Source organism: Streptomyces sp. NPDC048507, assembly GCF_043199995.1.
Lineage (GTDB): Bacteria > Actinomycetota > Actinomycetes > Streptomycetales > Streptomycetaceae > Streptomyces.
In genome coordinates, this window is record NZ_JBICWZ010000008.1 from 252,280 (window position 1) to 278,017 (window position 25,738).

Annotated in this window: 21 protein-coding genes and 1 tRNA gene; 14 read left to right on the forward strand and 8 right to left on the reverse strand. The window is 73.7% G+C overall.

The genetic code is table 11. The annotated features are described in order from the left end of the window. Positions 1–131: 131 nt before the first annotated feature. Positions 132–1,505, forward strand: coding sequence for a class I SAM-dependent methyltransferase (locus ACGFXC_RS23600; protein WP_393715769.1), 1,374 nt, complete (start codon positions 132–134; stop codon positions 1,503–1,505). A gap of 151 nt (positions 1,506–1,656) precedes the next feature. Here the strand turns inward: ACGFXC_RS23600 and ACGFXC_RS23605 are convergent, their stop codons facing one another. After that, a complete protein-coding gene (locus ACGFXC_RS23605; RefSeq protein ID WP_393715771.1) occupies positions 1,657–4,200 on the reverse strand; it encodes an ABC transporter permease in 2,544 nt (847 codons plus the stop codon). Positions 4,201–4,267: 67 nt separating this feature from the next. Beyond that, the gene (locus ACGFXC_RS23610; protein WP_393715895.1) at positions 4,268–5,035 is read right to left on the reverse strand and encodes an ABC transporter ATP-binding protein; all 768 of its coding nucleotides are present in this window, start codon (positions 5,033–5,035) and stop codon (positions 4,268–4,270) included. Positions 5,036–5,504: 469 nt separating this feature from the next. On the opposite strand from ACGFXC_RS23610, the gene ACGFXC_RS23615 reads away from it, so the two are divergent. Then, a tRNA-Leu gene (locus tag ACGFXC_RS23615) sits at positions 5,505–5,586 on the forward strand. A gap of 137 nt (positions 5,587–5,723) precedes the next feature. After that, entirely contained in the window at positions 5,724–6,578 is an 855-nt protein-coding gene (locus ACGFXC_RS23620) for a Bax inhibitor-1/YccA family protein (RefSeq protein WP_393715773.1), read from the forward strand. Between the two features lie 98 nt (positions 6,579–6,676). On the opposite strand, the gene ACGFXC_RS23625 is transcribed toward ACGFXC_RS23620, so the two are convergent. Beyond that, complete coding sequence (locus ACGFXC_RS23625) at positions 6,677–6,907, reverse strand: DUF4287 domain-containing protein (protein WP_351820582.1); 231 nt, start codon at positions 6,905–6,907, stop codon at positions 6,677–6,679. A gap of 101 nt (positions 6,908–7,008) precedes the next feature. Between ACGFXC_RS23625 and ACGFXC_RS23630 the strand changes: the two genes are divergently transcribed. After that, positions 7,009–7,371 (forward strand): hypothetical protein, encoded by a 363-nt coding sequence (locus tag ACGFXC_RS23630; RefSeq protein ID WP_393715775.1) that lies wholly within the window; start codon positions 7,009–7,011, stop codon positions 7,369–7,371. On the opposite strand, the gene ACGFXC_RS23635 is transcribed toward ACGFXC_RS23630, so the two are convergent. From ACGFXC_RS23635 to ACGFXC_RS23645, 3 genes are all read right to left on the reverse strand, one after another. Then, a complete protein-coding gene (locus ACGFXC_RS23635) occupies positions 7,355–8,182 on the reverse strand; it encodes a hypothetical protein (protein WP_393715897.1) in 828 nt (275 codons plus the stop codon). The two genes, ACGFXC_RS23630 and ACGFXC_RS23635, sit on opposite strands and share 17 nt — an antisense overlap. 338 nt (positions 8,183–8,520) lie before the next feature. Further along, positions 8,521–9,741 (reverse strand): acetyl-CoA C-acetyltransferase, encoded by a 1,221-nt coding sequence (locus ACGFXC_RS23640; RefSeq protein ID WP_393715777.1) that lies wholly within the window; start codon positions 9,739–9,741, stop codon positions 8,521–8,523. Between the two features lie 170 nt (positions 9,742–9,911). Next, complete coding sequence (locus ACGFXC_RS23645; protein WP_393715779.1) at positions 9,912–10,922, reverse strand: SGNH/GDSL hydrolase family protein; 1,011 nt, start codon at positions 10,920–10,922, stop codon at positions 9,912–9,914. 126 nt (positions 10,923–11,048) lie between these two features. Here ACGFXC_RS23645 and ACGFXC_RS23650 point away from each other — a divergent pair, with 126 nt between their 5' ends. After that, positions 11,049–12,434: a cystathionine beta-synthase gene (locus ACGFXC_RS23650; protein ID WP_393715899.1), complete on the forward strand. Its 1,386-nt coding sequence runs from the start codon at positions 11,049–11,051 to the stop codon at positions 12,432–12,434. A 415-nt stretch (positions 12,435–12,849) separates the two neighbouring features. Here the strand turns inward: ACGFXC_RS23650 and ACGFXC_RS23655 are convergent, their stop codons facing one another. Next, positions 12,850–13,239 (reverse strand): hypothetical protein, encoded by a 390-nt coding sequence (locus ACGFXC_RS23655; protein WP_393715781.1) that lies wholly within the window; start codon positions 13,237–13,239, stop codon positions 12,850–12,852. A gap of 142 nt (positions 13,240–13,381) precedes the next feature. On the opposite strand from ACGFXC_RS23655, the gene ACGFXC_RS23660 reads away from it, so the two are divergent. After that, positions 13,382–14,224, forward strand: a complete 843-nt coding sequence (locus ACGFXC_RS23660; RefSeq protein WP_393715783.1) for a MurR/RpiR family transcriptional regulator — start codon at positions 13,382–13,384, stop codon at positions 14,222–14,224. Between the two features lie 25 nt (positions 14,225–14,249). Here ACGFXC_RS23660 and ACGFXC_RS23665 read toward each other — a convergent pair whose 3' ends face one another. Next, positions 14,250–15,623, reverse strand: coding sequence for a diaminopimelate decarboxylase (locus tag ACGFXC_RS23665; protein ID WP_393715785.1), 1,374 nt, complete (start codon positions 15,621–15,623; stop codon positions 14,250–14,252). A 105-nt stretch (positions 15,624–15,728) separates the two neighbouring features. Between ACGFXC_RS23665 and hutU the strand changes: the two genes are divergently transcribed. The 8 genes from hutU (at position 15,729) to ACGFXC_RS23705 (ending at position 25,633) form a co-directional block, all read left to right on the forward strand. Next, positions 15,729–17,393, forward strand: coding sequence for a urocanate hydratase (gene hutU / locus ACGFXC_RS23670; RefSeq protein ID WP_393715787.1), 1,665 nt, complete (start codon positions 15,729–15,731; stop codon positions 17,391–17,393). After that, a complete protein-coding gene (locus tag ACGFXC_RS23675; protein WP_393715789.1) occupies positions 17,390–18,661 on the forward strand; it encodes an allantoate amidohydrolase in 1,272 nt (423 codons plus the stop codon). Before hutU ends, ACGFXC_RS23675 begins: the two co-directional genes overlap by 4 nt. Beyond that, positions 18,652–20,007, forward strand: a complete 1,356-nt coding sequence (locus ACGFXC_RS23680; protein WP_393715791.1) for a formimidoylglutamate deiminase — start codon at positions 18,652–18,654, stop codon at positions 20,005–20,007. Before ACGFXC_RS23675 ends, ACGFXC_RS23680 begins: the two co-directional genes overlap by 10 nt. A 76-nt stretch (positions 20,008–20,083) precedes the next feature. After that, entirely contained in the window at positions 20,084–21,262 is a 1,179-nt protein-coding gene (hutI, locus tag ACGFXC_RS23685; RefSeq protein WP_393715793.1) for an imidazolonepropionase, read from the forward strand. Between the two features lie 213 nt (positions 21,263–21,475). Beyond that, positions 21,476–22,165 (forward strand): LPXTG cell wall anchor domain-containing protein, encoded by a 690-nt coding sequence (locus ACGFXC_RS23690; protein WP_393715795.1) that lies wholly within the window; start codon positions 21,476–21,478, stop codon positions 22,163–22,165. Between the two features lie 17 nt (positions 22,166–22,182). Further along, positions 22,183–23,202, forward strand: a complete 1,020-nt coding sequence (locus ACGFXC_RS23695; protein WP_393715797.1) for a hypothetical protein — start codon at positions 22,183–22,185, stop codon at positions 23,200–23,202. Between the two features lie 5 nt (positions 23,203–23,207). Beyond that, positions 23,208–24,281, forward strand: coding sequence for a hypothetical protein (locus ACGFXC_RS23700; RefSeq protein ID WP_393715900.1), 1,074 nt, complete (start codon positions 23,208–23,210; stop codon positions 24,279–24,281). Then, positions 24,278–25,633, forward strand: a complete 1,356-nt coding sequence (locus ACGFXC_RS23705) for a hypothetical protein (RefSeq protein WP_393715799.1) — start codon at positions 24,278–24,280, stop codon at positions 25,631–25,633. The genes ACGFXC_RS23700 and ACGFXC_RS23705 overlap by 4 nt, the downstream gene beginning before the upstream one ends. The last annotated feature ends 105 nt before the right edge of the window (positions 25,634–25,738 follow it).

Genomic DNA, 25,738 nt, shown 5'->3' on the forward strand with positions numbered 1-25,738 from the left:
GCACGTCCCCGAAGGGGCCGCCCGCCATCCGTGGTGCGGGCGGCCCCTTCGGCGTACCCCGGCGCCGTTTCCGGTTGGCGCGGGCCCGGAATGGGTAGGCCGTTCGGTCGGAACTCATGGAGGTGCCTACGATGACCGACGCCGCGCCGCGGCTGGCCGCCCTGGCCGAGACCCTGCTGGGCGCCCCCCTGCCCGTCCGCATACGGGCCTGGGACGGCAGCGAAGCCGGTCCCGCCGACGGACCCACGCTCGTGCTGAACCACCGGCGCGCCCTGCGCCGCATCCTGTGGAAGCCCGGAGAGCTGGGGCTGGCCCGCGCCTGGGTCGCCGGGGACCTGACGGTCGACGGCGACCTGTTCGAGGTACTGCACCGGGTGGCCGGACTGCTCTGGGAACGGGAGCCCGCCCCCGCCCCCGAGGCGCCGCCGCGCACCGGGCTGGGCAAGCTGGCCGTCCTGCGCCCGCACCTGCCCGCCAGGGCCTCCGGCGCCGCCGGGACGGCCGCGTTACTCCGCGAGCCGGCGGCCCGGGCCGCCGTACGGGAGCTCGTGGGGCTGGCCCGGCCCTGGACCGCGCCGCCGCCGCCCCCCGAGGAGGCCGTCCGCCGGGCCGGCCCCGCCCACTCCAAGCGGCGCGACAGCCAGGCGATCAGCCACCACTACGACGTGGGGAACGAGTTCTACGAGCGGGTGCTGGGCCCCTCGATGGTCTACTCGTGCGCCTACTGGAGCCCGGGCGGCACCCTGGAGGAGGCCCAGCGGGACAAGCTCGACCTGGTCTGCCGCAAGCTCGGCCTCAACGAGGGCGACCGGCTCCTGGACGTGGGCTGCGGCTGGGGCTCCATGGTGCTGCACGCGGCCCGCGAGTACGGGGTCCGGGCCACCGGCGTGACCCTGTCGCGCGAGCAGGCCGCGTACGCCCGCAAGCGGATCGCCGAGGAGGGCCTGACCGACCGGATCGAGATCCGGGTGCAGGACTACCGGGACGTCAAGGACGGCCCGTACGACGCGATCTCCTCGATCGGCATGGCCGAGCACGTCGGCTCCGCCCGCTACCGCGAGTACGCCGGGAACCTCTACGCCCTGCTCGCGCCCGGCGGCCGGCTGCTCAACCACCAGATCGCGCGCCGCCCGGAGCCCGACGAAGAGGCGTACAGGATCGACGAGTTCATCGACGCGTACGTGTTCCCGGACGGGGAGCTCTCCCCGATCGGCGGCACGGTCGGCGAGCTGGAGCGGGCCGGCTTCGAGGTGCGCGACGTCCAGGCGCTGCGCGAGCACTACGCGCTGACCCTGCGGGCGTGGGTGGCCCGGCTGGAGGAGCACTGGGAGGAGGCCGTACGGCTGACCTCGCCCGGCCGCGCCCGGGTCTGGCTGCTCTACATGGCGGCCTCCGCGCTCGGGTTCGAACACAACCGGCTCGGGGTCAACCAGGTCCTGGCGGTACGGCCCGGGGGCGGAGGGGCCTCGGGCATGCCGCTGCGGACGCGCACCTGGAGCGCGTGAGGGCGTGCGCGTGAGGGCGTGCGCGTGAAGACGTACGCGTGAAGACGTACGGGTGAAGACGTACGGGTGAAGACGTACGGGTGAAGACGTACGCGTGAGGGCCCCGGGGCACGTGCCCCGGGGCCCTCACGCTGCGTGCGCCGCGCCCGCGCTACTCGGTCTTGATGGCGGTCAGCATGTTCAGCCGGGCGGCGCTGCGGGCCGGCCACATGGCGGCCAGGACGCCGACCAGGCCGGCGAGCAGGAAGAAGATCCCGATCCGGTCGAAGGGGATCACCAGCTCGTAGCCGGGGACGGAGCCCGCGATCGTCCGGCCGCCGGCCCAGGCGAGGAAGACGCCGACGCCGATGCCGAGGACCGCGCCGAAGAGCGAGATGACCACGGCCTCCAGGCGGATCATGTTCTTGACCTTGCCGCGGTCGAGGCCGACCGCCCGCAGCATGCCGATCTCCTGCTGGCGCTCGTAGACCGACATCGCCAGGGTGTTGATCACGCCGAGGACCGCGATGATCAGGGCCATGCCGAGCAGGCCGTACATGATGTTCAGGGCCGTGTTGATCATGCCGGCCATCTCGTCGCGCATGGCGGCCTTGTCGGAGACCTTGATCGCCGGGTTCTTGCCCAGGGCGTCGACGACGGCCTGCTGGCTCGCCGCGGAGGTGCCGCCGGTGGTCTTCACGAGCACCTCGGGCAGGTACTGGGACTCGTTGTGCGCGGCGAGGATCTTGTTGTCGAGCACGTAGTCCTCGAGCTGGTCCTTGCCGTCGTACAGCGCGCCGACCCGGAGTTTGCCCTGCCGGCCGTCGTCGTAGCGGACGTCGACGGTCGAGCCGACCGACAGGCCCTTCCTCTGCGCCTCCTTCGCGGAGACCATCAGCTCGCCCCGGCCGAGGGAGGCCAGGTCGCCCGCGGTGGTCTTCACGGCCAGCACGGCGTCGAGGGCCGCGGGGTTGACGCCGCTGACCGTCCGGGAGTCGCCGCCGAACCTGACGATCTCCATGGTCTTGGGGGAGACCGCGGTGACCCCCTTGCCCTTCTCCAGGGCGGGGAGCACCGACTTGTCGAGGTTCATGCCCTCGCCGGCCATGGTGACCCGGTAGTCGGCCTTGATGTTCTGCGTGCTCAGCCGGTCGACGGCCTGGCCGATGGTGATGCCCATGACCGACATCGCGGTGACGAGGGTGAGGCCGATGGTGAGCGAGGCGGCGGTGACGGCGGTGCGGCGCGGGTTGCGGACCGCGTTCTGCGCGGCCAGCTTGCCGGAGACGCCGAAGACCTTCTCCAGCAGCGGGCGGATCGCGGCGATGACCGGCCGCGACAGCATCGGCAGCAGCACGAACAGGCCGATGACCAGGAAGAACGCACCGGCGGCGATGGTCGTGCGCCCCTCGCTCTTCTGGCCGGCGCCGAGCAGGACCACGCCGACGCCGATGACGGCCAGGACGCTGCCGATGATGTTGCGCAGCACCAGGGACTTCATGGTGGCGGGCAGGTGGACGCTGCCCATGGCGGCCACCGGGGCGATCCTGGCGGTCCGGCGGGCGGGCAGCCAGGCGGCGAGCATGGTCACCAGGACACCGATGACCAGCGCGATCAGGACGGTCGCCGGGGCGATGACCAGCGAACCGGCCGGGATCTTGGCGTCGAAGAGCTCCATGGCGGAGCGCATCGCGACCGCCAGGCCGATGCCGCAGGCAAGGCCGATGACGGAGGAGACGAGGCCGACGACGCCGGCCTCGGCGAGGACCGAGCGCTTGACCTGGCCGCGGTGGGCGCCGATGGCGCGCAGCAGCGCCAGCTCCTTGGTGCGCTGGGCGACCAGCATCGTGAAGGTGTTGTAGATCAGGAAGATGCCGACGAAGAGGGAGACGCCGGCGAAGATCAGCAGGCCGGTGCTCATGCCGGACATGGCGCGCTCGATGTCCTTGGCCTGCTCGGCGGCCAGCGCGGCGCCGGTCTTGGCGTCGGAGCTCTCGGACAGCAACGGCTTGACGTCGGCGAGCAGCCGGTCGGCGTCGGTGCCGGCCTTCGCCGCGATGGAGAGCTCGCTGTAGAAGCCGGGCTGGAGGTAGAGCTCCTGGGCGACCTTGGTGTCGAAGAGGACCAGGCTGCCGCCCGCGTTGACGGCGCCGTCCTCGGTGGTGAAGACGCCGGTCAGGGTGAATTCCCGGACCGGGCCGTTGGTGGCGACGCGGACCTTGTCGCCGACGTGGTACTTGCCCTTGGCGGCGCTGTCCTTGTCCAGCGCGATCTGGCCGTCCTGGACGGGGCCGGAGCCCTCGGTGAAGGTGTAGCGCGGGTCCTTGCCGTCCTTGACGGGGGCGAAGTTGGATCCGGCGTTGGCCCAGCCGCTGCCGATCAGCTTGCCGTCCTGGTCGCCGACGCCCGCGAAGCCCTGGACGCGGCCGGAGACGGAGTCGACGCCCGGCAGGGCCTTGATCTTGTCGAGGACCGGCTGGCCGATGCCGGGGTCGCCCTGCTTCTGGCCGTCGTCGCCGCGGGTGCGGCCGTGGTCGGTGACGGAGACCGCGACGCCCTCGTAGGACTTCGCGGACTGGTTGGACATGGCCTTGCTGAGGGTGTCGGTGAAGACGAGGGTGCCGGAGACGAAGGCGACGCCGAGGGTGACGGCGAGGACCGTCATCAGCAGCCTGGCCTTGTGCGCGAGGACGTTGCGCAGGGCGGTACGGAACATGGGGGTCTCAGTCCTGGGGCTGGAAGTCTGTGCGGAGGGCTGCGGGGTGCCGCCGGGCGGCCCCGTGTCAGCTGGTGCGGCCCTTGGCGTCGAAGGCCTTCATCCGGTCGAGCACGCCGTCGGCGGTGGGCTCGCGCATCTCGTCGACGATGCGTCCGTCGGCGAGGAAGATGACGCGGTCCGCGTAGGAGGCGGCGACCGGGTCGTGGGTGACCATGACGACGGTCTGGCCGAGCTCGCGGACCGAGTTGCGCAGGAAGCCCAGCACCTCGGCGCCGGAGCGGGAGTCGAGGTTGCCGGTGGGCTCGTCGCCGAAGATGATCTCGGGGCGGGAGGCCAGGGCGCGGGCGACGGCCACGCGCTGCTGCTGGCCGCCGGAGAGCTGGGTGGGGCGGTGGGAGAGGCGCTCGGACAGGCCGATCATGGAGATCACGCTGTCCAGCCACTGGCGGTCGGGCTTGCGCCCGGCGATGTCCATCGGCAGCGTGATGTTCTCCAGCGCGGTCAGGGTCGGCAGCAGGTTGAAGGCCTGGAAGATGAAGCCGATCTTGTCGCGGCGCAGCTGGGTCAGCTGCTTGTCCTTGAGGCTGCCGAGCTCGGTCTCGCCGATGCGGACCGAGCCGGCGGAGAAGGTGTCCAGGCCGGCGACGCAGTGCATCAGCGTGGACTTGCCGGAGCCGGAGGGGCCCATGATCGCGGTGAACTGGCCCTGGGCGAAGTCGACGGAGACGTTGTCCAGCGCGACCACCTGGGTCTCGCCCTGGCCGTACACCTTCGACAGCTGCGTGGCACGGGCGGCCACGGCCTGGGAGGTGTGGTGCGGGGCGTAGTTCATGGCGGTCACGGGGACTCCTGTCGAGCGGCTGCTGCGATTGGGGTGGGACCGTTCCATCCTCACGGCGGCCACCCCCGCTCCGGATCAGCCGCGGTGCCCGTTCGCAGGCCCACTGGAGTCTGACCGGGAGCGCGTCCGCCTCCTCCTTTGGTATGACAGGAGTCCCGGGGCGGCGGCCGCCGGGCCGGGCCGGGCGCCCGCGCGGGGGCGGACCGGGGAGGCCTGGCGCGGGGGTGGCCGGGGGTGGCCGGGGGTGGCGTACGGGGTGGCGCGGGGCAGCGAAATCACGTCATTCCGGGGGCGGCGGAGAGCATCGCCCGGAACGGTGCCGACCGTGACTTATCGGCGCTGACGCCCCCTCAATCACCAATAAAATCAGACAACATCGGATAGACGGCCGTCTTCCCGGCAGGGCGTTCCCGATAGGCTCGGCTTAGCGTTCAAGGCTTTTACGGGGGCCCGCCGCGCTGCCCGGATGGTGGAATGCAGACACGGCGAGCTTAAACCTCGCTGGCCCTCGGGCCGTGCCGGTTCAAGTCCGGCTCCGGGCACTCCCGCAGCCCCTGACCTTTGTCTCCGGCGCTTCGCCGCGCCTTCTCCTAAGATCCTCCTCCAGCAGTAGGGTGCTTTCTTTGCGAGCGCATTACTCTTGACGCAAGGCCGCGCACGGTGGCCATGGAGGAGTGAGATGAGGAGCAGCAACCCGGTCTTCTCGCGACGGGGGTTCAGCCGCGACAACGGCGGCTACGCGGGCTTCGAGGCGCAGCACGCGCAGGCCGGGACCGCGACCAACCCGTACGCGACGAATCCTTACGCCACCGACCCGGCCACCGGCATGCCGGCGGCCCCGGTGCGCGGCAACGCCATGACGATCGACGACGTCGTGAGCCGTACGGCCATGACGCTCGGCACCCTGATCGTGACGGCGACGCTCGCGTGGATCGCGCTTCCCGTCGATCCGGCGAACGTCAACAAGTCGTACGGCATCGCCGTCGGCGCGGCGATCGTCGCCTTCGTCCTGGCGATGATCCAGACCTTCAAGCGCAAGCCGTCCCCCGCGCTGATCCTGGGCTACGCCGCCTTCGAGGGCGTCTTCCTCGGCGTCATCAGCATGGTGACCAGCACCTACATCAGCCCCGGTGTGGTCGTCCAGGCCGTGCTCGGCACGATGTGCGTCTTCGCCGCCGTGCTCTTCGCGTACAAGATGCGCTGGATCCGCGTCACGCGCCGCTTCACCGGCTTCGTGATGGCCGCGGCCCTCGGTTTCGTCCTGCTGATGCTCGCCAACTCGCTGTTCGCGCTGTTCGGCGGCGGTGACGGCCTCGGCTTCCGCAGCGGTGGCCTGGGCATCGTCTTCGGCCTCGTCGGCGTCCTGCTCGGCGCCTGCTTCCTCGCCCTGGACTTCAAGCAGGTCGAGGACGGCGTGAACTACGGCGCCCCGCGCGAGGAGTCCTGGCTGGCGGCCTTCGGCCTCACCCTGACCCTGGTGTGGATCTACCTGGAGCTGCTGCGGCTCTTCCAGATCCTCTCCGGCGACGACTAGCCGGACCGCCTCCCGGCCGCGGGGGCGTCCACAGCACGGGGAAGGCCCCGCGAGCGCGTGCTCGCGGGGCCTTCCCGTGTGCGGGGTGGGGGGACCGGTCAGCCGAACCGGCGTGCGGCTCTGCGCAGGTCGTACTCGTGGATGATCGCCTTGGCCTGGCCGTACGAGAGCTCGTGCGCGCCGCGCAGCCAGCTGACCTTCTCCTCGAACCGGACGAGGGAGGGGCCCTCGTCGACGGTCTGGAGCCAGTCGGTGATCTCACGACCGGTGGTCTGGGGGATTCTGTCGATCATGTTGCGGTGGGTCTGCTCGGAGAACTCTACGGACATGGGCGCCTCCGGGGGTGTCGCCGTGCTGTTCCCTTCACGTCACCGTGCCGGAGAGTTCGCCCGTTGGCAATGGTGCCGGGGCGGCGCGTAGGGTCGGCCGGGTGCTCGATACCTCGCCCCTGACGGCCGCCGTGGAACGATTCGCCGACCGGCTGCGGGCCGCCCCGCAGAGCCGGCTCCAGCGCGGTGCCGCCGCCGAGGCGCTGGAGCTGGCCCGGGAGCTCGCCGTACGGGCGCAGCGGCTGGAGGCCGCCGCGTCCGGGGCGTTCCCGGCGCGGGTCATGCCGGACGAGGGGATCTTCGTCGTGGGGGACCAGGTGGCGGTGGCCGGCCTGGACCTCGCCGAGGCGCTGGCCGCGCTGCGGGACGGGGACGCGGGCGGGGACGGCGCGAAGGCCCCGTCCGAGCTGCTGGACGAGGCCGTGGCGCTGGTGGAGCGGGCGGAAGTCAGAGCGATGCGATGACGCGGTCCGCGAGGATGTAGACGTTGCTGTCGGGGTCCTCGGAGCTGCCGCAGGAGAAGGTCAGCGCGTAGGCGCCCGAGATGCCGGAGCCGCCGAGCAGGACCGGCGCGCTGCCCGACCGCAGGGCCTCGGCGAGGCGCTCCGCGGTCTCCCGGTGGCCCGGGGTCATGCACAGCGTGGTGCCGTCCGTGAAGACGTACACGTCCAGGGTGCCCAGCGGGCCCGGCCGGACGTCCGCGAGGGCCGTACGGGCCTCGGCGAGCTCCTCCAGGCGGCTGACCGTGCGCTCGTGGTCGGCGCCGGGGTGCGACTGGGCCGGGACGAAGTCGGGGTGCGAGGGGTGGCGCCGGCGGGCGGCGGCCAGTTCGGCCGAATCCTCCGGGTACTCGCCGACCGCCTCCGCCAGGGAGGCGCCCGCGGCGAGGTCCTCGCCCGGCAGCGGCTCCAGGCCCACCAGGTCCGCCTGCCGGGGCAGGAAGACCGGACCGTCCTCGCCGAGGCCGGCCAGGCCGCCCAGCAGCGAGGGGGCGTCGGCGGCGTCGCGGGCCTCCTGCGCGGCCCAGAAGGCCCGCGCTTCGGCCAGCTCCCGCTCGCGCTCCTCGGCCAGGGCCTCGGCGACGGCGGCTCGTATCTCCGCCGCGGGGGAGGCGGCGGAGCGGGCGTGGGGGACGGTCGCGGCGCGCGCGTGGGGCGGCGCGGTCAGTTCACCGCGCAGGGCGGTGACCTGCTTGCGCAGTCCGTGGACGGCGTGCAGCGCAGCAGCGCCCACGGCCGTGGCAGCGGCCGTGGTCAGCAGCAGGGCAAGAGACATGGCGCTCACTGACTAACTCCTGATTGATTCGATCCCCCGACTTCCTACATCAGCTTGTCCTGTGCTGTGAATGGCGTGCAGTGCATTACGTCATGAATTGGACAGGTCTTTCGTCCTGGCAGCCTTCGGGGGATGGCCTCTGACCTGGGCAAATGCCGAACCCCCAGGACAAAGGTCACATCCTGGGGGAGATTCGGTCACAGCTCGGCCGCGACGGGATTAGATTCGACGTCAGTACAGCGCATGGATCTAGAGGATCCCTTGCGGGGCCTGGGTGGCCGCGCTGGGGCCGTACCGAACCCTCACCCTGCGCTACGGCCCGGCCCGGGCGCCCGGACTCAGCTCAGGCGCTCGATCACCATGGCCATGCCCTGGCCGCCGCCGACGCACATGGTCTCCAGACCGAACTGCTTGTCGTGGAACTGCAGGCTGTTGATCAGGGTGCCGGTGATGCGGGCACCGGTCATCCCGAACGGGTGACCGACGGCGATGGCTCCGCCGTTGACGTTCAGCTTCTCCAGGGGGATCTCCAGATCCCGGTAGGAGGGGATGACCTGCGCGGCGAAGGCCTCGTTGATCTCGAACAGGTCGATGTCGCCCACGGTCAGCCCGGCCCGCTTCAGGGCCTGCTTGGAGGCCTCCACCGGACCCAGGCCCATGATCTCGGGGGAGAGGCCGGTGACGCCCGTGGACACGATGCGCGCCAGCGGGGTCAGGCCCAGCTCCCGGGCCTTGGTGTCGCTCATGATGACCAGCGCGGCGGCGCCGTCGTTCAGCGGACAGCAGTTGGCGGCCGTGACCAGGCCGTCGGGGCGGAAGACGGGCTTGAGGCCCTCGACGCCCTCCAGGGTGACGCCGGCCCGCGGGCCGTCGTCGGCGGAGACCACGGTGCCGTCCGGGGTGGTGATCGGGGTGATCTCGCGCTCCCAGAAGCCGTTCTTGATCGCGGCCTCGGCGAGGTTCTGCGAGCGCACGCCGAACTCGTCCATGTCCCGGCGGGTCACGCCCTTGAGGCGGGCCAGGTTCTCGGCGGTCTGCCCCATCGCGATGTACGCGTCCGGGACCAGGCCGTCCTCGCGCGGGTCGTGCCAGGAGGCGCCCTCGCTCTGGGCGACCGCGGCCGTGCGGGCCTCGGCGTCCGCGAAGAGCGGGTTGTGGGTGTCCGGCATGCCGTCGGAGCTGCCCTTGACGGACCGCGAGACCATCTCGACGCCGGCCGAGATGAACACGTCGCCCTCGCCCGCCTTGATGGCGTGCAGGGCCATGCGGGACGTCTGGAGCGAGGAGGAGCAGTACCGGGTGATGGTGGCGCCCGGCAGGAAGTCCATGCCCATCTGGACGGCGACGATGCGGGCCAGGTTGTGGCCCTGCTCCCCGCCCGGGAGGCCGCAGCCGAGCATCAGGTCGTCGATGTCGCGCGGATCCAGCCCCGGGACCTTCGCGAGGGCGGCCTGGATGACCGTGGCCGTCAGGTCGTCCGGGCGGACGTCCTTGAGGGACCCCTTGAAGGCGCGCCCGATCGGGGAACGGGCGGTGGAAACGATGACGGCTTCGGGCATCGGGACTCCAAGGGGTGCGTCGTTGCGGGACCGCAAGCGAAGTTACCGCCCCGTACGGTCGAGGTCACCGGCCCGGGCGTGTGATGCCGGTCGCTCCGCGCGGCCGGCCCGCGACCGGGGGACCCCCTCCATGGTCGCGCCGGCCGGCCGGCGGCCCGCCCCCGGCCGGTTCAGCGGCCCGGCGGGGACGGGGCCTCCAGGACGGGCTCCTCCGCCGGGACCCGCCGGCGGCGGCGGTGCTTGAGCAGGGCCCACGGACCGCGGGCCGCCGTGACCTCGGTGCCCGGCTCGCCCGCCGCCGCGGACGCCGCCTTCGCCACCGGCAGCATGTCCTCGTCCCGCGAGACGTCGAGCCGGTCCGAGCCCGGCCACAGGCCCAGCGCCGCGCACAGCGTCGGCAGCACGGCCATCGCCGCGGTCGCGTACCCCTCCGCCGACGGGTGGTAGGAGTCCGGGCCGAACATCTCGCGCGGGTTCGCCGCGAACTCGGGCCCCAGCAGGTCCCCCATGGACAGGGTGCGGGCGCCCAGCGCCACGACCCCGATGGTCTGCGCGGCGGCCAGCTGCCGCGAGACCCGCCGGGCCATCCAGCGCAGCGGCTGGTACACCGGCTCGATCGTGCCGAGGTCGGGGCAGGTGCCCACCACCACCTCGGCCCCCGCGAGCCGCAGCCTGCGCACGGCCGCGGTCAGCAGCCGGACGGACTGGGTCAGCGGCATGCGCTTGGTCACGTCGTTCGCGCCGATGATGATCACGCAGACGTCCGGCGGCGGCGCGTCCCCGTCCAGCAGCAGCCCCACCTGGCGGTCCAGGTCGTCCGACATGGCCCCGGACAGCGCCACGTTCCGCAGCTCCACCGGCCGCTCCGCGACCGCCGCCAGCCCGGAGGCCAGCAGCGCGCCCGGCGTCTGACGGGCCCGGCGCACGCCCAGTCCGGCCGCCGTCGAATCACCCAGCATGCCCATGCGCAGCGGTCCCGGACTCAGCTCGGGACCGGAGAACTCGCTCCCGTACAGGCCGTCGGCCCGCGGCGGATCCGCCAGCCCGTTGCCCACCGTCCGCTTCGCGAACTGGACCTCGGCCAGCACCAGCCCCACCGCGGCGACCCCGACCAGTCCGAGACCGCCCCCGCCGTACGCTGCCCCCGCCGCGATCCGGCGGGCCGTTCTCGCCCTGGACACCCTTCAGGCCACCTCCATCGGTCTTGTTGACCTTCCTGCCCCGTACGGCCGGTCGGCCAATCCCTTTCCGCATACTCTGGCCAAACCTCCCGGAGAACCCGTGGAGTCCCCTCCCTGGAGAACATGGTGCAATTCCACGACTCGATGATCAGCCTCGTCGGCAACACCCCGCTGGTGAAGCTCAACCGTGTGACCGAAGGCCTGCGGGCCACCGTCCTCGCGAAGGTGGAGTACTTCAATCCCGGCGGATCCGTGAAGGACCGGATCGCCGTCCGGATGATCGAGGCCGCCGAGCAGAGCGGTGCCCTCAAGCCCGGTGGCACCATCGTGGAGCCCACCAGTGGCAACACCGGTGTCGGACTCGCCATCGTGGCCCAGCAGAAGGGCTACAAGTGCATCTTCGTCTGCCCTGACAAGGTCTCCCTGGACAAGATCAACGTGCTGCGCGCATACGGCGCGGAGGTCGTGGTCTGCCCGACCGCCGTCGACCCCGAGCACCCGGACTCGTACTACAACGTCTCCGACCGCCTGGTCCGCGAGACCCCCGGCGCCTGGAAGCCCGACCAGTACAGCAACCCGAACAACCCGCGCTCGCACTACGAGAGCACCGGCCCCGAGCTGTGGGAGCAGACGGACGGGAAGATCACCCACTTCGTCGCGGGCGTCGGCACGGGCGGCACGATCTCCGGCACCGGCAACTACCTCAAGGAGGCGAGCGGTGGCCGCGTGAAGGTCATCGGCGCCGACCCCGAGGGCTCGGTCTACTCCGGCGGCTCCGGCCGCCCGTACCTCGTCGAGGGCGTCGGCGAGGACTTCTGGCCGACCGCGTACGACCCGAACGTCACCGACGAGATCATCGCGGTGTCCGACAAGGACTCCTTCCAGATGACCCGCCGCCTCGCCAAGGAGGAGGGCCTGCTCGTCGGCGGCTCCTGCGGCATGGCGGTCGTCGCGGCGCTGAAGGCCGCCGAGGGCCTGGGCCCGGACGACGTGGTCGTCGTCCTGCTGCCGGACAGCGGCCGCGGCTACCTCAGCAAGATCTTCAGCGACGAGTGGATGGCCGGACACGGCTTCCTGGAGGAAGCGGGCCCCGCGGCGCGCATCGGCGCGGTCCTCGCCGACAAGGAGGGCGGCATCCCCTCCCTGGTCCACATGCACCCCGAGGAGACCGTCGGCCAGGCCATCGAGGTCCTGCGCGAGTACGGCGTCTCGCAGATGCCGATCGTCAAGCCCGGCGCCGGCCACCCCGACGTCATGGCCGCCGAGGTCATCGGCTCCGTGGTGGAGAAGGAACTGCTCGCCGCGCTCTTCGCGCAGCGCGCCTCCCTCGGCGACCCGCTGGAGAAGCACATGAGCGCGCCGCTGCCGCAGGTCGGCTCCGGCGAGCCCGTCTCCGAACTGATGACGGTGCTCGGCGAGGCCGACGCGGCGATCGTGCTCGTCGAGGGCAAGCCCACCGGCGTCGTCAGCCGCCAGGACCTGCTGGCGTTCCTCGCCAAGGGCGCGAAGTAGACACGACGCGCAAACGGTACGGGCCCGACACGTGACGGCAGCACCGGCTTAACACGGGCGCGGCACAGTGGTGGTCGTCGGCAGGGCCCGGGAGACCGGGACCCGGCCGGCGCCACGAACGGCGTCGGCGCGCCTCCGGAGCGGCTCCCGGACCGCGCGGACGCCAAGGACGCGGACGGCCCTGACCCGGCCCGTGTCCCTCGCGGGGACCGCCGTCGTCCCGCCCCCCGGGCAACCGGGGGTGCGGCGGTTCCCGCCTCTCCCTTTTTTGCGCCCTCCCGGGCCGAAGGGGCGCTGATGCCGGGCTCACAGGCCCGGCCGTGCTCGCAAGCCCTCGTTCCTCGCGCTTGCTGCGCGCGGCCGGGCCTGTTCCCCCGGCGCGCCCCTTCGGCCCGGGAGGGCGGTGCGGGCTGCGTCAGGCGTCGGGGGCGGGGCGGCGGAAGCGGCCGGCGGCGTGGGCGACGCTGACGCCCAGGATGCCCGCCCAGGTCACCAGGAGGCCGCCGATGCCCGCCTGGACGGCGCCGATCGCCGACAGCGGGATCGCCAGCACCAGCGTGACGATCGCGAAGCCGAACCGCTCCCCGAAGGCGGCCGCCGCGCGGTCCACGCCCTCCGGACCGCCGCGCGCCGAGCGCAGCCGCTCCTCGGCCAGCCGCCGCCGGACCTGGGTGTCGACCTTCTCGACGAAGGAGTCCACGAGGGCGGCCTCGTACTCCGGTCCCAGCTCGCGCCGGGCGTCGAGGGTCGCGGCGAGCTCCTTCTCGAGCTCCTGGGCCTGCGGGGAGTGGGCTGAGGCTGTCATGCGCCCACCGTAGGAACCGGCGGAGCCCCCGGCACTGGGGATAGCCCCCGTATCCGGATCGCGGGCGCGGCTTGCCGAGCTGCATAACCACATGCAGAGTGCACGGTGACTGAATAACTCACCCGGGACGGAGGGGACGGCCATGAGCGACAGCCCGGCCGCACGGCTGCAGAAGCTGTTCGAGGGGCACCGGCTGACGCCGACCCAGCGGCGGATCGCGCACTGCATGGTGCGCGGCGCGGCGGAGGTGCCCTTCCTGTCGAGCGTGGAACTCGCCGAGCTGGCCGGGGTGAGCCAGCCCTCGGTGACCCGGTTCGCGGTGGCGCTGGGTTTCGACGGGTACCCGGCGTTGCGCCGCCACCTGCGCGAGGTGGCCCCCGCCGGGCGGCCGGAGCCCGCGCGCGAGGACGCGTACAACGAGTACCAGCAGGCCGTCCAGGGGGAGATCGAGAACCTGCGGCGGCTCTCGGCGATGCTCGCCGATCCGGCGCCGGTCGAGGAGGCGGGCCGGGTGCTGGCCGGGTCGGCCCCGCTGCCGGTGCTGGGGCTGCGCGCGGCCTCCTCGCAGGCGCGCGGGTTCGCGTACTTCGCGGCGAAGGTGCATCCCGACGTACGGCTCCTGGACGAGGGCGGCTCCATGCTGGCCGACCGGATCGACGCGGCGGCCGCCGCCGGGGCCTCGGCGCTGCTGTGCTTCGCGCTGCCCCGCCACCCCCGGGAGGTCGTGGAGGCCCTGGATCACGCGCGGGGGGCCGGGCTGACGGTGGTGACGGTCGCCGACTCGGCGTTCGCGCCCGTCGCCCGCCTCAGCGACCTGCTCATCCCGGCGCCGGTCGGCACCGGACTGGCCTTCGACACGGCGTGCGCGCCGATGCTGCTGGGGCGGGTGCTGCTGGAGGCGATGGCGGACGCGCTGCCGGACGCGCAGGCCCGGCTGGAGGCCTTCGACGCCAGGGCTGCGGCGCGCAGTCTGTTCGTGGACTGAGGGCCGGGCGGGCGCCGGGGCGTTCCTACGGCGGCGCGTCCGGGAGCAGTGCGTCGCGCAGGCCGCCGCCCGCCTCGGCGACCAGGTCCGCGAGCGGCTGGGCCGCCCGGGCCAGGGCGAAGCGGACCCCGCCCCGCGCGGTGGCGGTGAAGCCGTGCACGGCGGGCCGCGGGAGGCTGTTGTAGCCGTAGTGGGCGGTGAAGAAGTACGCGCCCGTGTCCGGGACGGCGATCACGTCCCCCGGGTGCAGCCGCGGCAGGTCCCGCGCGGTGGCGAGCAGGTCCCCGGCGAAGCAGGCCGGGCCCGCGACGTCCTGGGCGACGCGGTCGCCGGTGCGCGGGGCGCCCCCGGCGTCGTACGCGAGGATCCGCAGCGGCCAGGACGCCGGGGCGTAGACGGTGCGGGTCGCGAGCTGGACCCCCGCGTGGGTCAGGGCGATGGGGCGGCCGCCGGTCTCCTTGGTGTACTCGACCCGGGCCAGGATCAGGCCGTGCTTGGCCAGCAGGGACCGGCCGAATTCGGTGACCAGCCCGTAGGAGCCGTCGAAGAGGGCCGGGACGGCCGTGCGCAGGGCGTCCGTGTAGGCCCCGTACGAGGGCGCGTGCTCGTCGGAGGCGAAGTTCACCGGCAGGCCGCCGCCGATGTCGAGGGTGTCGATCTGGCGGCGGCCGGCCGCCGCGTTGACCTCCTCGGCCAGCGCGTGGACCTCCCGCACTCCCTCGGCGATCAGCTTCAGCGGTACCCCCTGCGAGCCCGAGTGGGTGTGCAGCCGGGTCAGCCACGGCCGGTCGAGGAAGGCCCGTACGAGCCGCTCCCGCGCGCCGGGGTCGCGCAGCGGGAAGCCGAACTTGGCGGTGGCGGTGGCCGTGGACAGGGCGTCGATGGCGCCGGCGCCGGTCTGGGGGTTGATGCGCAGCCCGACGGGGGAGCGGGGGGCCGTTCCCGGGGCCGCGGCCGTCAGCGCGTCGAGCCGGGCCAGTTCCTGGGGGTTGTCGGCGTTGACGGCGATCCCGAGGGCCAGGGCCTCGCGCAGCTCGGCCTCCGTCTTCGCCGGGGAGTCCAGGACCGTGCGCCCGGGCGGCACCCCGGCCGCCCGGGCCAGCGCGAGCTCGCCGGGGCTGGCGACCTCGCAGCCGATCCCGGCGTCCGCGAGCAGCCGCAGGACGGGGACGAGGGGGGCGGCTTTGACCGCGAAGGTGTGCAGGACCGGGGCGGCGGGGGCGGCGGCTGCGAAGGCGGTGGTCAGGGCGGCAGCGGAGGCCCGGATCCCGGCCACGTCCAGCAGGCAGACGACGGGCTCGCGCTCCAGCAGGCCCTGCTGGACCGCGGCGCGTACGGCCAGGTCACGCAGGGCGGCGGGGCCGGGATCGGGCGTGGGGAGGTGCGTCTGGGCGGCCATGTCCGCCATCCCATCACCGGGCCGGTCCCCCCGCAGCTGTTGACTGGATCTATTCATACCGCGAGGATGTGAATGGATTGACCAACATCGTCTGGAGGCACCGCCATGTCAGGACCCCGCCCCGTACGGGCCGCGCGCGGCACCGAGCTCAGCACCCTGGGATGGCAGCAGGAGGCCGCCCTGCGCATGCTGCAGAACAACCTCGACGCCGAGGTCGCGGAGCACCCCGACAAGCTGGTCGTCTACGGCGGCACCGGCAAGGCCGCGCGCGACTGGCGCTCGTACGACGCCATGGTGCGCACCCTGCGGACCCTCAAGCAGGACGAGACGATGCTGGTCCAGTCCGGCCGTCCGGTCGGCGTGATGCAGACGCACGAGTGGGCGCCGCGCGTCCTGCTCGCCAACTCCAACCTGGTCGGCGACTGGGCCAACTGGGAGGAGTTCCGCCGCCTGGAGCACCTGGGCCTGACCATGTACGGCCAGATGACCGCCGGCTCCTGGATCTACATCGGCACCCAGGGCATCCTCCAGGGCACCTACGAGACCTTCGCCGCCGTCGCCGCGAAGAAGTTCGGCGGCACCCTCGCGGGGACCATCACCCTGACCGCCGGCCTCGGCGGCATGGGCGGCGCCCAGCCGCTGGCCGTGACGATGAACGACGGCGTCGCCATCTGCATCGACGTCGACCCGCGCGCCATCGAGCGCCGCATCGAGCACCGCTACCTGGACGTCAGGGCCGACAACCTGCGCCACGCCCTCCAGCTGGCCGTCGAGGCCCGCGACGCGCGCAGGCCGCTGTCCATCGGCCTCCTCGGCAACGCCGCCGAACTGCTCCCGCAGATGCTGGCCGAGGGCGCGCCCGTCGACATCGTCACCGACCAGACCTCCGCCCACGACCCGCTCGCCTACCTGCCCGTCGGCGTCGACTTCGACGACATGGCGGCCAGCGCGGCCAAGGACCCGGCCGGCTTCACCACCCGCGCCCGCGAGTCCATGGCGAAGCACGTCGAGGCCATGGTCGGCTTCATGGACGCCGGCGCCGAGGTGTTCGACTACGGCAACTCCATCCGCGGCGAAGCCCAGCTGGCCGGCTACGACCGCGCCTTCGCCTTCCCCGGATTCGTCCCCGCCTACATCCGGCCGCTGTTCTGCGAGGGCAAGGGCCCCTTCCGCTGGGCGGCGCTGTCGGGCGAGGCCTCGGACATCCACAAGACCGACAAGGCGATGCTGGAGCTCTTCCCGGAGAACGAGTCCCTGCACCGCTGGATCAAGATGGCGGGCGAGCGGGTCCACTTCCAGGGCCTGCCCGCGCGCATCTGCTGGCTCGGCTACGGCGAGCGCGACAAGGCCGGCGAGCGCTTCAACGAGATGGTCGCCGACGGCACCCTCGCCGCGCCGCTGGCCATCGGCCGCGACCACCTCGACTGCGGCTCGGTGGCCTCGCCCTACCGCGAGACCGAGGCCATGCTCGACGGCTCCGACGCCATCGCCGACTGGCCGCTGCTCAACGCCATGGTCAACGTCGCCTCCGGCGCCTCCTGGGTCTCCATCCACCACGGCGGCGGCGTCGGCATGGGCCGGTCCATCCACGCCGGTCAGGTCACCGTCGCCGACGGCACCAAGCTCGCGGGCGAGAAGATCCGCCGGGTCCTGACCAACGACCCCGGCATGGGCGTCATCCGCCACGTCGACGCCGGTTACGACATCGCCGAGGGCGTCGCCGACGAGCGGGGCGTGCGCGTCCCGATGCGCGAGGGTGACTCCGAGTGACCTCCGACACCGGCCGGCCGGCGGCCCCGGGCTCCGGCCCGGGGTCCGCCGCCCCGGCGGGCGGCGGTTTCCACACCCTGTGGGCCGACCTCGCCCCCATCGGCCGCCACCGCGGCTCCGGCGGCTACCGCCGCTACGCCTGGACCGGCGCGGACCTGGACTGCCGTGCCTGGTTCCGGGCGCAGGCCGAGTCGCGCGGGCTCACGTACGAGAGCGACCGCAACGGCAACCAGTGGGCCTGGCTCGGCGACCCCCTCGCGGGCGACGCCGTCGTGACCGGCTCCCACCTGGACTCCGTCCCCGACGGCGGCGCCTTCGACGGCCCCCTCGGGGTGGTCTCCTCCTTCGCCGCCCTGGACGAACTGCGCCGCCGCGGCGCCCGGTTCACCCGGCCGTTGGCCATCACCAACTTCGGCGACGAGGAGGGCGCCCGCTTCGGGCTGGCCTGCGTCGGCTCCCGGCTCGCCGCCGGACAGCTGACCAAGGAGAAGGCGTACGAGCTCCGCGACGGCGACGGCGTCAGCCTGCCGCAGGCGATGGAGCGGGCCGGCTACGACCCGGAGACGATCGGGGCCGACCCCGAACGCCTCGCCCGCATCGGAGCCTTCGTCGAGCTGCACGTCGAACAGGGCCGCGCCCTGGACCTGTCCGGGGACCGCGTCGGCATCGCCTCCGCGATCTGGCCGCACGGCCGCTGGCGCTTCGACTTCCACGGCGAGGCCAACCACGCGGGCACCACCCGCCTGGTGGACCGCCGCGACCCGATGCTCACCTACGCGGCGACCGTCCTCGCGGCCCGCACCGAGGCGGCCCTCGCCGGAGCCGTCGCCACCTTCGGGAAGATCTCCGTGGAGCCCAACGGGGTCAACGCCATCCCCTCGCTCGTCCGCGGCTGGCTCGACTCCCGCGCCGCCGACCAGGCCACCCTCGACACGGTCGTCACGGCCATCGAGAAGGCCGCCCGCGAGCGCGCCGACCGCGACGGGACCGCCCTCGACGTCGTCCGCGAGTCCTTCACCCCGGTCGTCGACTTCGAGCACGCCCTGCGCGACGAGCTGAACCGGATCCTCGGCGGGGCCGTCCCCGTCCTCGGTACGGGGGCGGGACACGACGCCGGAATCCTCTCCGCCGCCGTCCCGACCGCGATGCTGTTCGTACGGAACCCCACCGGCGTCTCCCACTCCCCGCGGGAGTTCGCCGCCGAGGACGACTGCGTGGCCGGCGTCCTCGCCCTCGCCGACGTACTGGAAGGTCTCGCGTGCCGCTGACCGCGCACAAGACGTACTGGCTGGAGCACGCCTGGCTCGGCACCCACGTCGAGCCGGGCGTCGCCCTGGACGTCGCCCCCGACGGGCGGATCGCCGCCCTGCGCACCGGGCCGGACGCGGACGCCCCGCCGCCCGGCGCCGAGGTGCTGCGCGGCCTGACCCTCCCGGGCCTGGCCAACGCGCACTCCCACGCCTTCCACCGGGCCCTGCGCTCCCTCGTCCAGGTCGGCTCGGGCACCTTCTGGACCTGGCGCGAGTTCATGTACCAGGTCGCCCAGAACCTCACCCCGGAGTCCTACTTCGCGCTCGCGCGGGCCGTGTACGCGGAGATGGCGCTGGCCGGCATCACCAACGTCGGCGAGTTCCACTACGTCCACCACGCCCCCGGCGGCGCCCGCTACGCCGACCCCAACGCCATGGGCGAGGCCCTGATCGAGGCGGCCGCCGCCGCGGGCATCCGCATCACCCTGCTCGACACCGCCTACCTGGCCTCGGGCTTCGGCGAGGGCCCCAACCGGCACCAGCTGCGCTTCTGCGACGGCACCGCCGACGCCTGGGCCGAGCGGGTGTCCGCCCTCAAGCCCCGCGAACACGCCCTGATCGGCGCCGCGATCCACTCCGTGCGGGCCGTCCCGGCCGGCGCCCTCGCCACCGTCGCCGCCTGGGCGGGGGAGCGGGAGGCCCCGCTGCACGTCCACCTCTCCGAGCAGACGGCGGAGAACGACGCCTGCCTCGCCGCCCACGGCCGCACCCCGGCCCAGCTCCTCGCCGACCACGGAGTGCTGGGCCCGCGCACCACCGGCGTCCACAACACGCACCTGACCGACGCCGACATCGCGCTGCTCGGCACCACCACCACCGGCACCTGCATGTGCCCCACCACCGAACGCGACCTCGCCGACGGCACCGGCCCGGCCGGACGCCTCCAGCGCGCCGGCAGCCCGCTGTCCCTCGGCAGCGACAGCCACGCGGTGATCGACCTGTTCGAAGAGGCCCGGGCCATGGAGCTCAACGAGCGCCTGCGCAGCCACACGCGCGGCCACTGGACGGCGAACGCCCTGCTCACCGCCGCCACGGCCGACGGGCACGCCGCCCTCGGCCGGCCCGACGCCGGACGCCTGGAGCCGGGCGCGCTCGCGGACTTCACCACCGTCGCACTGGACTCCGTGCGCACGGCCGGACCGCTGCCCCGGCTCGGCGCCGAGACCGCCGTGTTCGCGGCGACGTCCGCCGACGTCCGCCACACCGTGGTGGGGGGCCGCCACATCGTCCGCGACGGCGTCCACACCCTGGTCCCCGACGTCCCGTCCGCCCTGGCGCGGTCCATCGCGGCCCTGCGCGGCTGACGCCCGCCGTTCCCGCCCCGCCCCGCCCCTTCGCAGCACTGGGGCCGGCGGGGCGGAACCGCCCTGAGAGGAACGCATGTCCACCACCGTCATCACCCACATCGGCAGCCTCGTCACCAACGACCCCGCCCTCGGGGACGGCTCGCCGCTCGGCCTGATCGAGGACGCCGCCGTCGTCATCGACGGCGAGACGATCGCCTGGGTCGGCCCCGCCGCCGCGGCCCCGGCCGCCGACTCCGCGGTCGACGCCGCCGGCCGCGCCGTCATCCCCGGATTCGTCGACTCCCACTCACACCTCGTCTTCGCCGGCGACCGCACCGCCGAGTTCAACGCCCGGATGTCCGGACGCGCCTACTCCGCCGGAGGCATCCGCACCACCGTCGCCGCCACCCGCGCCGCCACCGACGAGGAGCTGGAGGCCACCTTGGTGCGCCACCTCGACGAGGCCCGCCGGCAGGGCACCACCACCTTCGAGACCAAGTCCGGGTACGGGCTCACCGTCGCCGACGAGGCCCGCGCCCTGCGCATCGCCGCCGCACACACCGAGGAGGTCACCTACCTCGGCGCGCACATCGTCTCCCCCGACTACGCCGACGACCCGGCCGGCTACGTGGACCTCGTCACCGGCGAGATGCTGACCGCCTGCGCCCCGTACGCCCGCTGGGTGGACGTCTTCTGCGAGAAGGGCGCCTTCGACGGGGACCAGGCCCGCGCCATCCTCACCGCCGGCGCCGCCGCCGGACTGATCCCCCGGATCCACGCCAACCAGCTCTCCCACGGCCCCGGCGTGCAGCTCGCCGTGGAGCTGGCGGCCGCCTCCGCCGACCACTGCACCCACCTCACCGACGCCGACGTCGACGCCCTGGCCCAGGCGGCGGACACCACCGTGGCCACGCTCCTGCCCGGCGCGGAGTTCTCCACCCGCGCCCGGTGGCCCGACGCCCGGCGGCTGATCGACGCGGGCGCCACCGTCGCGCTGTCCACCGACTGCAACCCCGGCTCCTCCTACACCAGCTCCATGCCGTTCTGCGTCGCCCTCGCCGTCCGGGACATGCGCATGACCCCCGACGAGGCCCTGTGGTCGGCCACCGCGGGCGGCGCCGCCGCGCTGCGCCGCACCGACGTGGGCCGCGTCGTCCCCGGCGCCCGCGCCGACCTGGCGCTGCTGGACGCGCCGAGCCACGTCCACCTCGCCTACCGGCCCGGCGTCCCGCTCGTCTCGGCGGTCTGGCAGCGCGGGGTGCGCGCCGTCTGACACTGCGCGCGCCGCCCCGCGCGCCGCCCCGCGCGCCGCTCACGCCGCCGCCCCGCACGGCGTACGAACCGGCCCGAAAGGGCGTGAAACGGCCCGTCCGGCGGGCCGTTGATCCGGGCCGTCCTTTGTCTTCCCTCCGTAAGGTCCCGGGCGTACCTTGAGCCACCAATCTGATGTGTCGTCAGTAACTTGTGGCCCGAGGGGAAGACGAAGGTGTCCGACCGGAAACGTTCCACCGCGCTCGCGCTGGCCTCCGCAGTGGCCGGATCGGCGGTCCTGTTCGCCGCCCCCGCGGCCCACGCCGACGTCGTCGACGTCGAGTACAAGTGCCAGACCCCCATCGGGGACAAGTCGGCGGTCTCGCCCATCGACATCAAGGCCGTCAAGGAGGGCGACGGCTACAAGCTGACGATGTCCTTCCAGAAGGGCGTCTCCTCCAGCCCCATCGAACTGGGCAAGGGCGCGATGACCCCCAGCGCCGTCATCCAGGCCGACGGCGCGGAGAAGGCGTCGGTCCCGGTCTCGGGCCCGCCCAACTCCGAAGCGGTACCCGCCAACACCCCCATCAAGATCACCGACCTGTCGGGCACCTACACCCCGAAGCAGAGCGGCAAGGTCACCTTCACCGCCGGGGTCCTCACCATCAAGGCCATGGGGACCACCACCACCTGCACCCCCGGCAACAGCCCCAAGCCCTCCCTGGAGCTGGAGGTCACCGCGGCCGGCGGCGGCGCCGCCCCGCCGCCCGGCAACGCCGCGGGCGGCGACACCCTGCCGCAGACCGGCCCCGCCGATTCCGCGCTCGCCCTCGGCACCCTCGGTGCCACCGTGCTGCTCTCCGGCGCCGCCGGAACCCTCTGGCTGACCCGGCGCGGCCGCCGGACCCAGCAGAGCCGGCCCTGAACGGAGACGCCCCGTCCATGCGCGTGCTCCACACCCTCCAGCGGCTCGGCGCCGTGCTCCTGGCCGCCGCCGCCCTCCACGGCGCTCCGACGGCGGCCGCGGCCGCCGACGAGCCCGGCTGGAGTGCCGGGCCGGCCGCCGGGCGGCCCGGCACCCCGCGCCCGTACTTCTACCTCGCGGGCCCCGCCGGAGCCGTACTGGAGGACCGGGTGGCCCTGACCAACACCGCGGACCGGGAAAGGGTGCTGACCCTGCGCGGCGCCGACGCCTACAACACCCCCGACGGCGCCCTCGCGGTCCGCCCGGCCGGCCGGACCGCCGACGCCGGGTCCTGGATCAGCTTCGGCGGCTCCGCCACCGTCACCGTCCCGGCCCGCACCCGCGCCGTGATCCCCTTCACCGTCACCGTGCCGCCCGGCGCGCAGCCCGGGGACCACCCGGCCGCCGTCGTCGCCGCGGAGTCCGGACACGAGGCGGCCGTACGGGTCCACCTGCGGGTCGGCGGCCCGGCGCTCGCCGCGCTCACCGTCGAGGACGTCTCCGTACGCGGCCGGGGCGCGGCCGCCGCCGTCGCCTACACCCTCGTCAACCGGGGCAACGTCGCCCTCACCCCCGGGCTGGAGCTCCGGGCCGAGGGCCGCTTCGGCGCCCTCCCCGGCCGCGCCGCCCGCGTCCTGCCGGTCGAGCTGCTGCCCGGCCAGCGGGTCCGGCTGACCGAGCCCTGGCCCGGCGCGCCCGCCCTGGACCGGGTGGCCTTCACCCTCACGGTCACCGCCCCGGGCGCGGCCCCCGCCACCGCGCACACCACGGCCTGGTTCCTGCCCGGGGGCGCCGCCGCCCGGACCGGCGCGGGTCTGCTCGCCCTCGGCGCCGCCGCCGGGGCCGCCGTGCTGCTGCGCTCCCGCCGCAGGGCCGCCCGCCGCCGGGCCGGCGGGCCGCCACCGGGCGGCGCTCCGGAGCGGGCGCACGACGGCCCCGTATCCGTATCCGTATCCGCATCCGCATCCGCATCCGAGCTGACGGGAGCACCCAGGTGAACGGCATCCGCGGCCGAGTCGCGGCCCTCCTGGCGGCCCTCGCCCTGGTTCTGCTCCCGCCGCCCGCCCCGGCCGCCGCCGACACCGGCAAGCCGGCCGTGACCCTGTCCCTCTCCGAGGCGGCCAAGGGCACCGAGCTCAGCGTCGGGGGCACCGGCTGGCGGGCCAGGACCATGGTGATGCTGCTGGTCTGCGGCCAGAACATGATCGGCGGCACCAACAGCTGCGCCAACGCCGACGGAGTGGCCGTCGCGGTCGGCGAGGACGGGCACTTCGGCGCCCGGCTGCCGGTCGTGGCACCCCCCAAGCCGTGCCCCTGCGTGGTGAACGTGACCTCGGTCAACGGGGACCAGTCCACCGTCGCCGTCCCGCTGAAGATCACCGACCATCCGGTGGCCGCGCTGCCCGCGGAATCCGGCACCGCCCGCCTCGCCCTGCTCACCGGGGTGCGCCTGCGCGGCGACGACGGAGTGCTCACCTGGTTCGGGGCCCCGCCCGGCCGGAAGTTCACGGCCACGGTCGGCAACCTCGGCTCGGCGCCCGTCAAGGACCCCGTCTTCCAGCTCGGCACCGCCCACGGGGTCTTCGCCCCGCAGTGGGAGGAGGCCCGCTGGAAGGGCACCATCCCGCCCGGCGGCAAGGCCGAGATCGCCCTGGACGTGGAACTCCCGGCCGGCGCCCACGGCGACTACACCGTCTCCCTCAAGTACGGGGACACGGTCCTGGCCGGCCAGCCCTGGGGCGTGGACCGCCCGTACGGGGTGCTGCTGTTCTGGGGCCTGCTCCTGGTGGTGATCCCGACCGCCCTCTTCCGGGTGGGCATGGCCGTCGTCGACCGGGTCCGCCCGCGCGCCGCGGCCCCCGGCGCGGGACGGCGGCACGCCGCCTCGGCGGTGACGGCCCGGCTGCCGCGGATCGCCGACGCGCGGGGACCCGTACCGCCGCGGCCCGGGCCCGCGCCCGGGGCGGCGGTCCTGCCCTGGTTCACCCCGGACCCGGCCCCCGGCCCGGACCCGGCCGCCCCACAGACATCCGCACCGACCGAGGACACCAGTCCGACGACGAAGGGACACTCGTGAAGACCCAACGGAGGGTGAGCGCGGCCGTGGTTGCGCTGCTGCTCAGCGGCGCGGGAATCGCCATGGCGGCATCGCCCGCCCAGGCCGCCGACGCCACGTTCAAGGTCAAGTGCGTACCGCCGGCCGGCGGCGGCGACCCGGTGGAGGGCGAGACCACCGCCAAGATCACGGCCCCGGCCACGGCCAAGGTGGGCGACGAGGTCGACGTGTCGTGGGAGACGGTCAAGCCCGCCTCCAACAACACCGACCTCATGGTCATCCCGAAGGACGCCGTGGTGCCCACCGGCTGGTTCACGGTCGGCGGCGGGCCGGGGGGTGAGCTGAAGGTCGTCGGGGAGAAGAAGAACCCGGAGATCCCGAAGAAGGCCCCCATGGTCATGTCGACCATGAAGGGCAAGCTCAAGCTGACGAAGGCGGGGAAGGTCACCCTGACGCCCGGCCGCTACGAGGTCGCCGTCTCCTTCCCGTTCGGCACCTTCGTCACCAAGTGCGCCCCGGTCGGCGCCGTGACCGGCGGAGCCACCATCGACGTCTCCGAAGGCTCCACCGGCGGCACGACGGCGGGCTCCACGGCGGGCTCCACGGCCGGGTCGACGGCCGGCTCCACGGCGGGTTCCACCGCCGGCTCCACGGCCGGCTCCACGGCCGGGTCGACGGCGGGTTCCACGGCCGGGTCGACCGCGGGCTCCACCACCGGCGGCAGCGGCGGGCAGACCGACTTCCCGGGCAAGGCCGTCGAGGTCGCGTACGACTGCGGCGCGGTGGTCCCCGGCGGCATCAAGACCCCGGTCACCATCAGCGCCAAGAAGAACGGCGGGAACTTCGACCTCACCGTCAAGACCGCCAAGGGGGCGATGGCCGCGCCCATGGCCCTGCCCGCCGGGGCGCTCAAGCCCTCGATGGACATCAAGCTCGGCGGTGCCGACAGCGGCTCGGTGAAGGTCACCGGCCCGGCCAACGCGGAGCCGATCCCGGACAAGGCGCCGGTCAGCTTGAGCGACATGAGCGGCACCTACAAGCCCGGCAAGTCGGGCAAGGTGACGCTGAGCCCCGACCAGCTGACGATCGACGTCACGATGGCCCCCGGATCCACGCCGATCAACGTGCCCTGCAAGGCGGCCAGCAGTGGCGTCTCGCTGGAGCTGGACACCGCCGCCCAGCCGGGCGGCGCCACCGGTTCGACCACGTCCGGCACCTCCGGCGGCAGCGCCGCCTCGGGCGGCCTCGCCGAGACCGGCGCCGAGGACGCGGGCGGCGTCAAGGCCCTCGCCCTCGTCGCCGGCACCGTGATCCTGCTCGGCGCGGCGGTCTTCACCTTCACCCCCTGGCGCCGCCTGCGCGGCAACCGCTAGGCGGCGGAAGACCCGGGAACGGCACCCGGTGAAAGAAAGGCGCGCACCCCGTCGCTCGACGGGGTGCGCGCTTTCCTTTTCTTTCCGGCATCACCGGTGATGCCG

Bases quoted from the DNA above. Each gene is read 5' to 3' on its own strand.
- ACGFXC_RS23600 (WP_393715769.1), top strand. From the start codon at position 132: ATGACCGACGCCGCGCCGCGGCTGGCCGCCCTGGCCGAGACCCTGCTG.
- ACGFXC_RS23620 (WP_393715773.1), top strand. From the start codon at position 5,724: ATGAGGAGCAGCAACCCGGTCTTCTCGCGACGGGGGTTCAGCCGCGAC.
- ACGFXC_RS23625 (WP_351820582.1), bottom strand. From the start codon at position 6,907: ATGTCCGTAGAGTTCTCCGAGCAGACCCACCGCAACATGATCGACAGA.
- ACGFXC_RS23660 (WP_393715783.1), top strand. From the start codon at position 13,382: ATGAGCGACAGCCCGGCCGCACGGCTGCAGAAGCTGTTCGAGGGGCAC.
- ACGFXC_RS23655 (WP_393715781.1), bottom strand. From the start codon at position 13,239: ATGACAGCCTCAGCCCACTCCCCGCAGGCCCAGGAGCTCGAGAAGGAG.
- ACGFXC_RS23665 (WP_393715785.1), bottom strand. From the start codon at position 15,623: ATGGCCGCCCAGACGCACCTCCCCACGCCCGATCCCGGCCCCGCCGCC.
- ACGFXC_RS23640 (WP_393715777.1), bottom strand. From the start codon at position 9,741: ATGCCCGAAGCCGTCATCGTTTCCACCGCCCGTTCCCCGATCGGGCGC.
- ACGFXC_RS23635 (WP_393715897.1), bottom strand. From the start codon at position 8,182: ATGTCTCTTGCCCTGCTGCTGACCACGGCCGCTGCCACGGCCGTGGGC.
- ACGFXC_RS23695 (WP_393715797.1), top strand. From the start codon at position 22,183: ATGCGCGTGCTCCACACCCTCCAGCGGCTCGGCGCCGTGCTCCTGGCC.
- ACGFXC_RS23610 (WP_393715895.1), bottom strand. From the start codon at position 5,035: ATGAACTACGCCCCGCACCACACCTCCCAGGCCGTGGCCGCCCGTGCC.
- hutU (WP_393715787.1), top strand. From the start codon at position 15,729: ATGTCAGGACCCCGCCCCGTACGGGCCGCGCGCGGCACCGAGCTCAGC.
- ACGFXC_RS23605 (WP_393715771.1), bottom strand. From the start codon at position 4,200: ATGTTCCGTACCGCCCTGCGCAACGTCCTCGCGCACAAGGCCAGGCTG.
- hutI (WP_393715793.1), top strand. From the start codon at position 20,084: ATGTCCACCACCGTCATCACCCACATCGGCAGCCTCGTCACCAACGAC.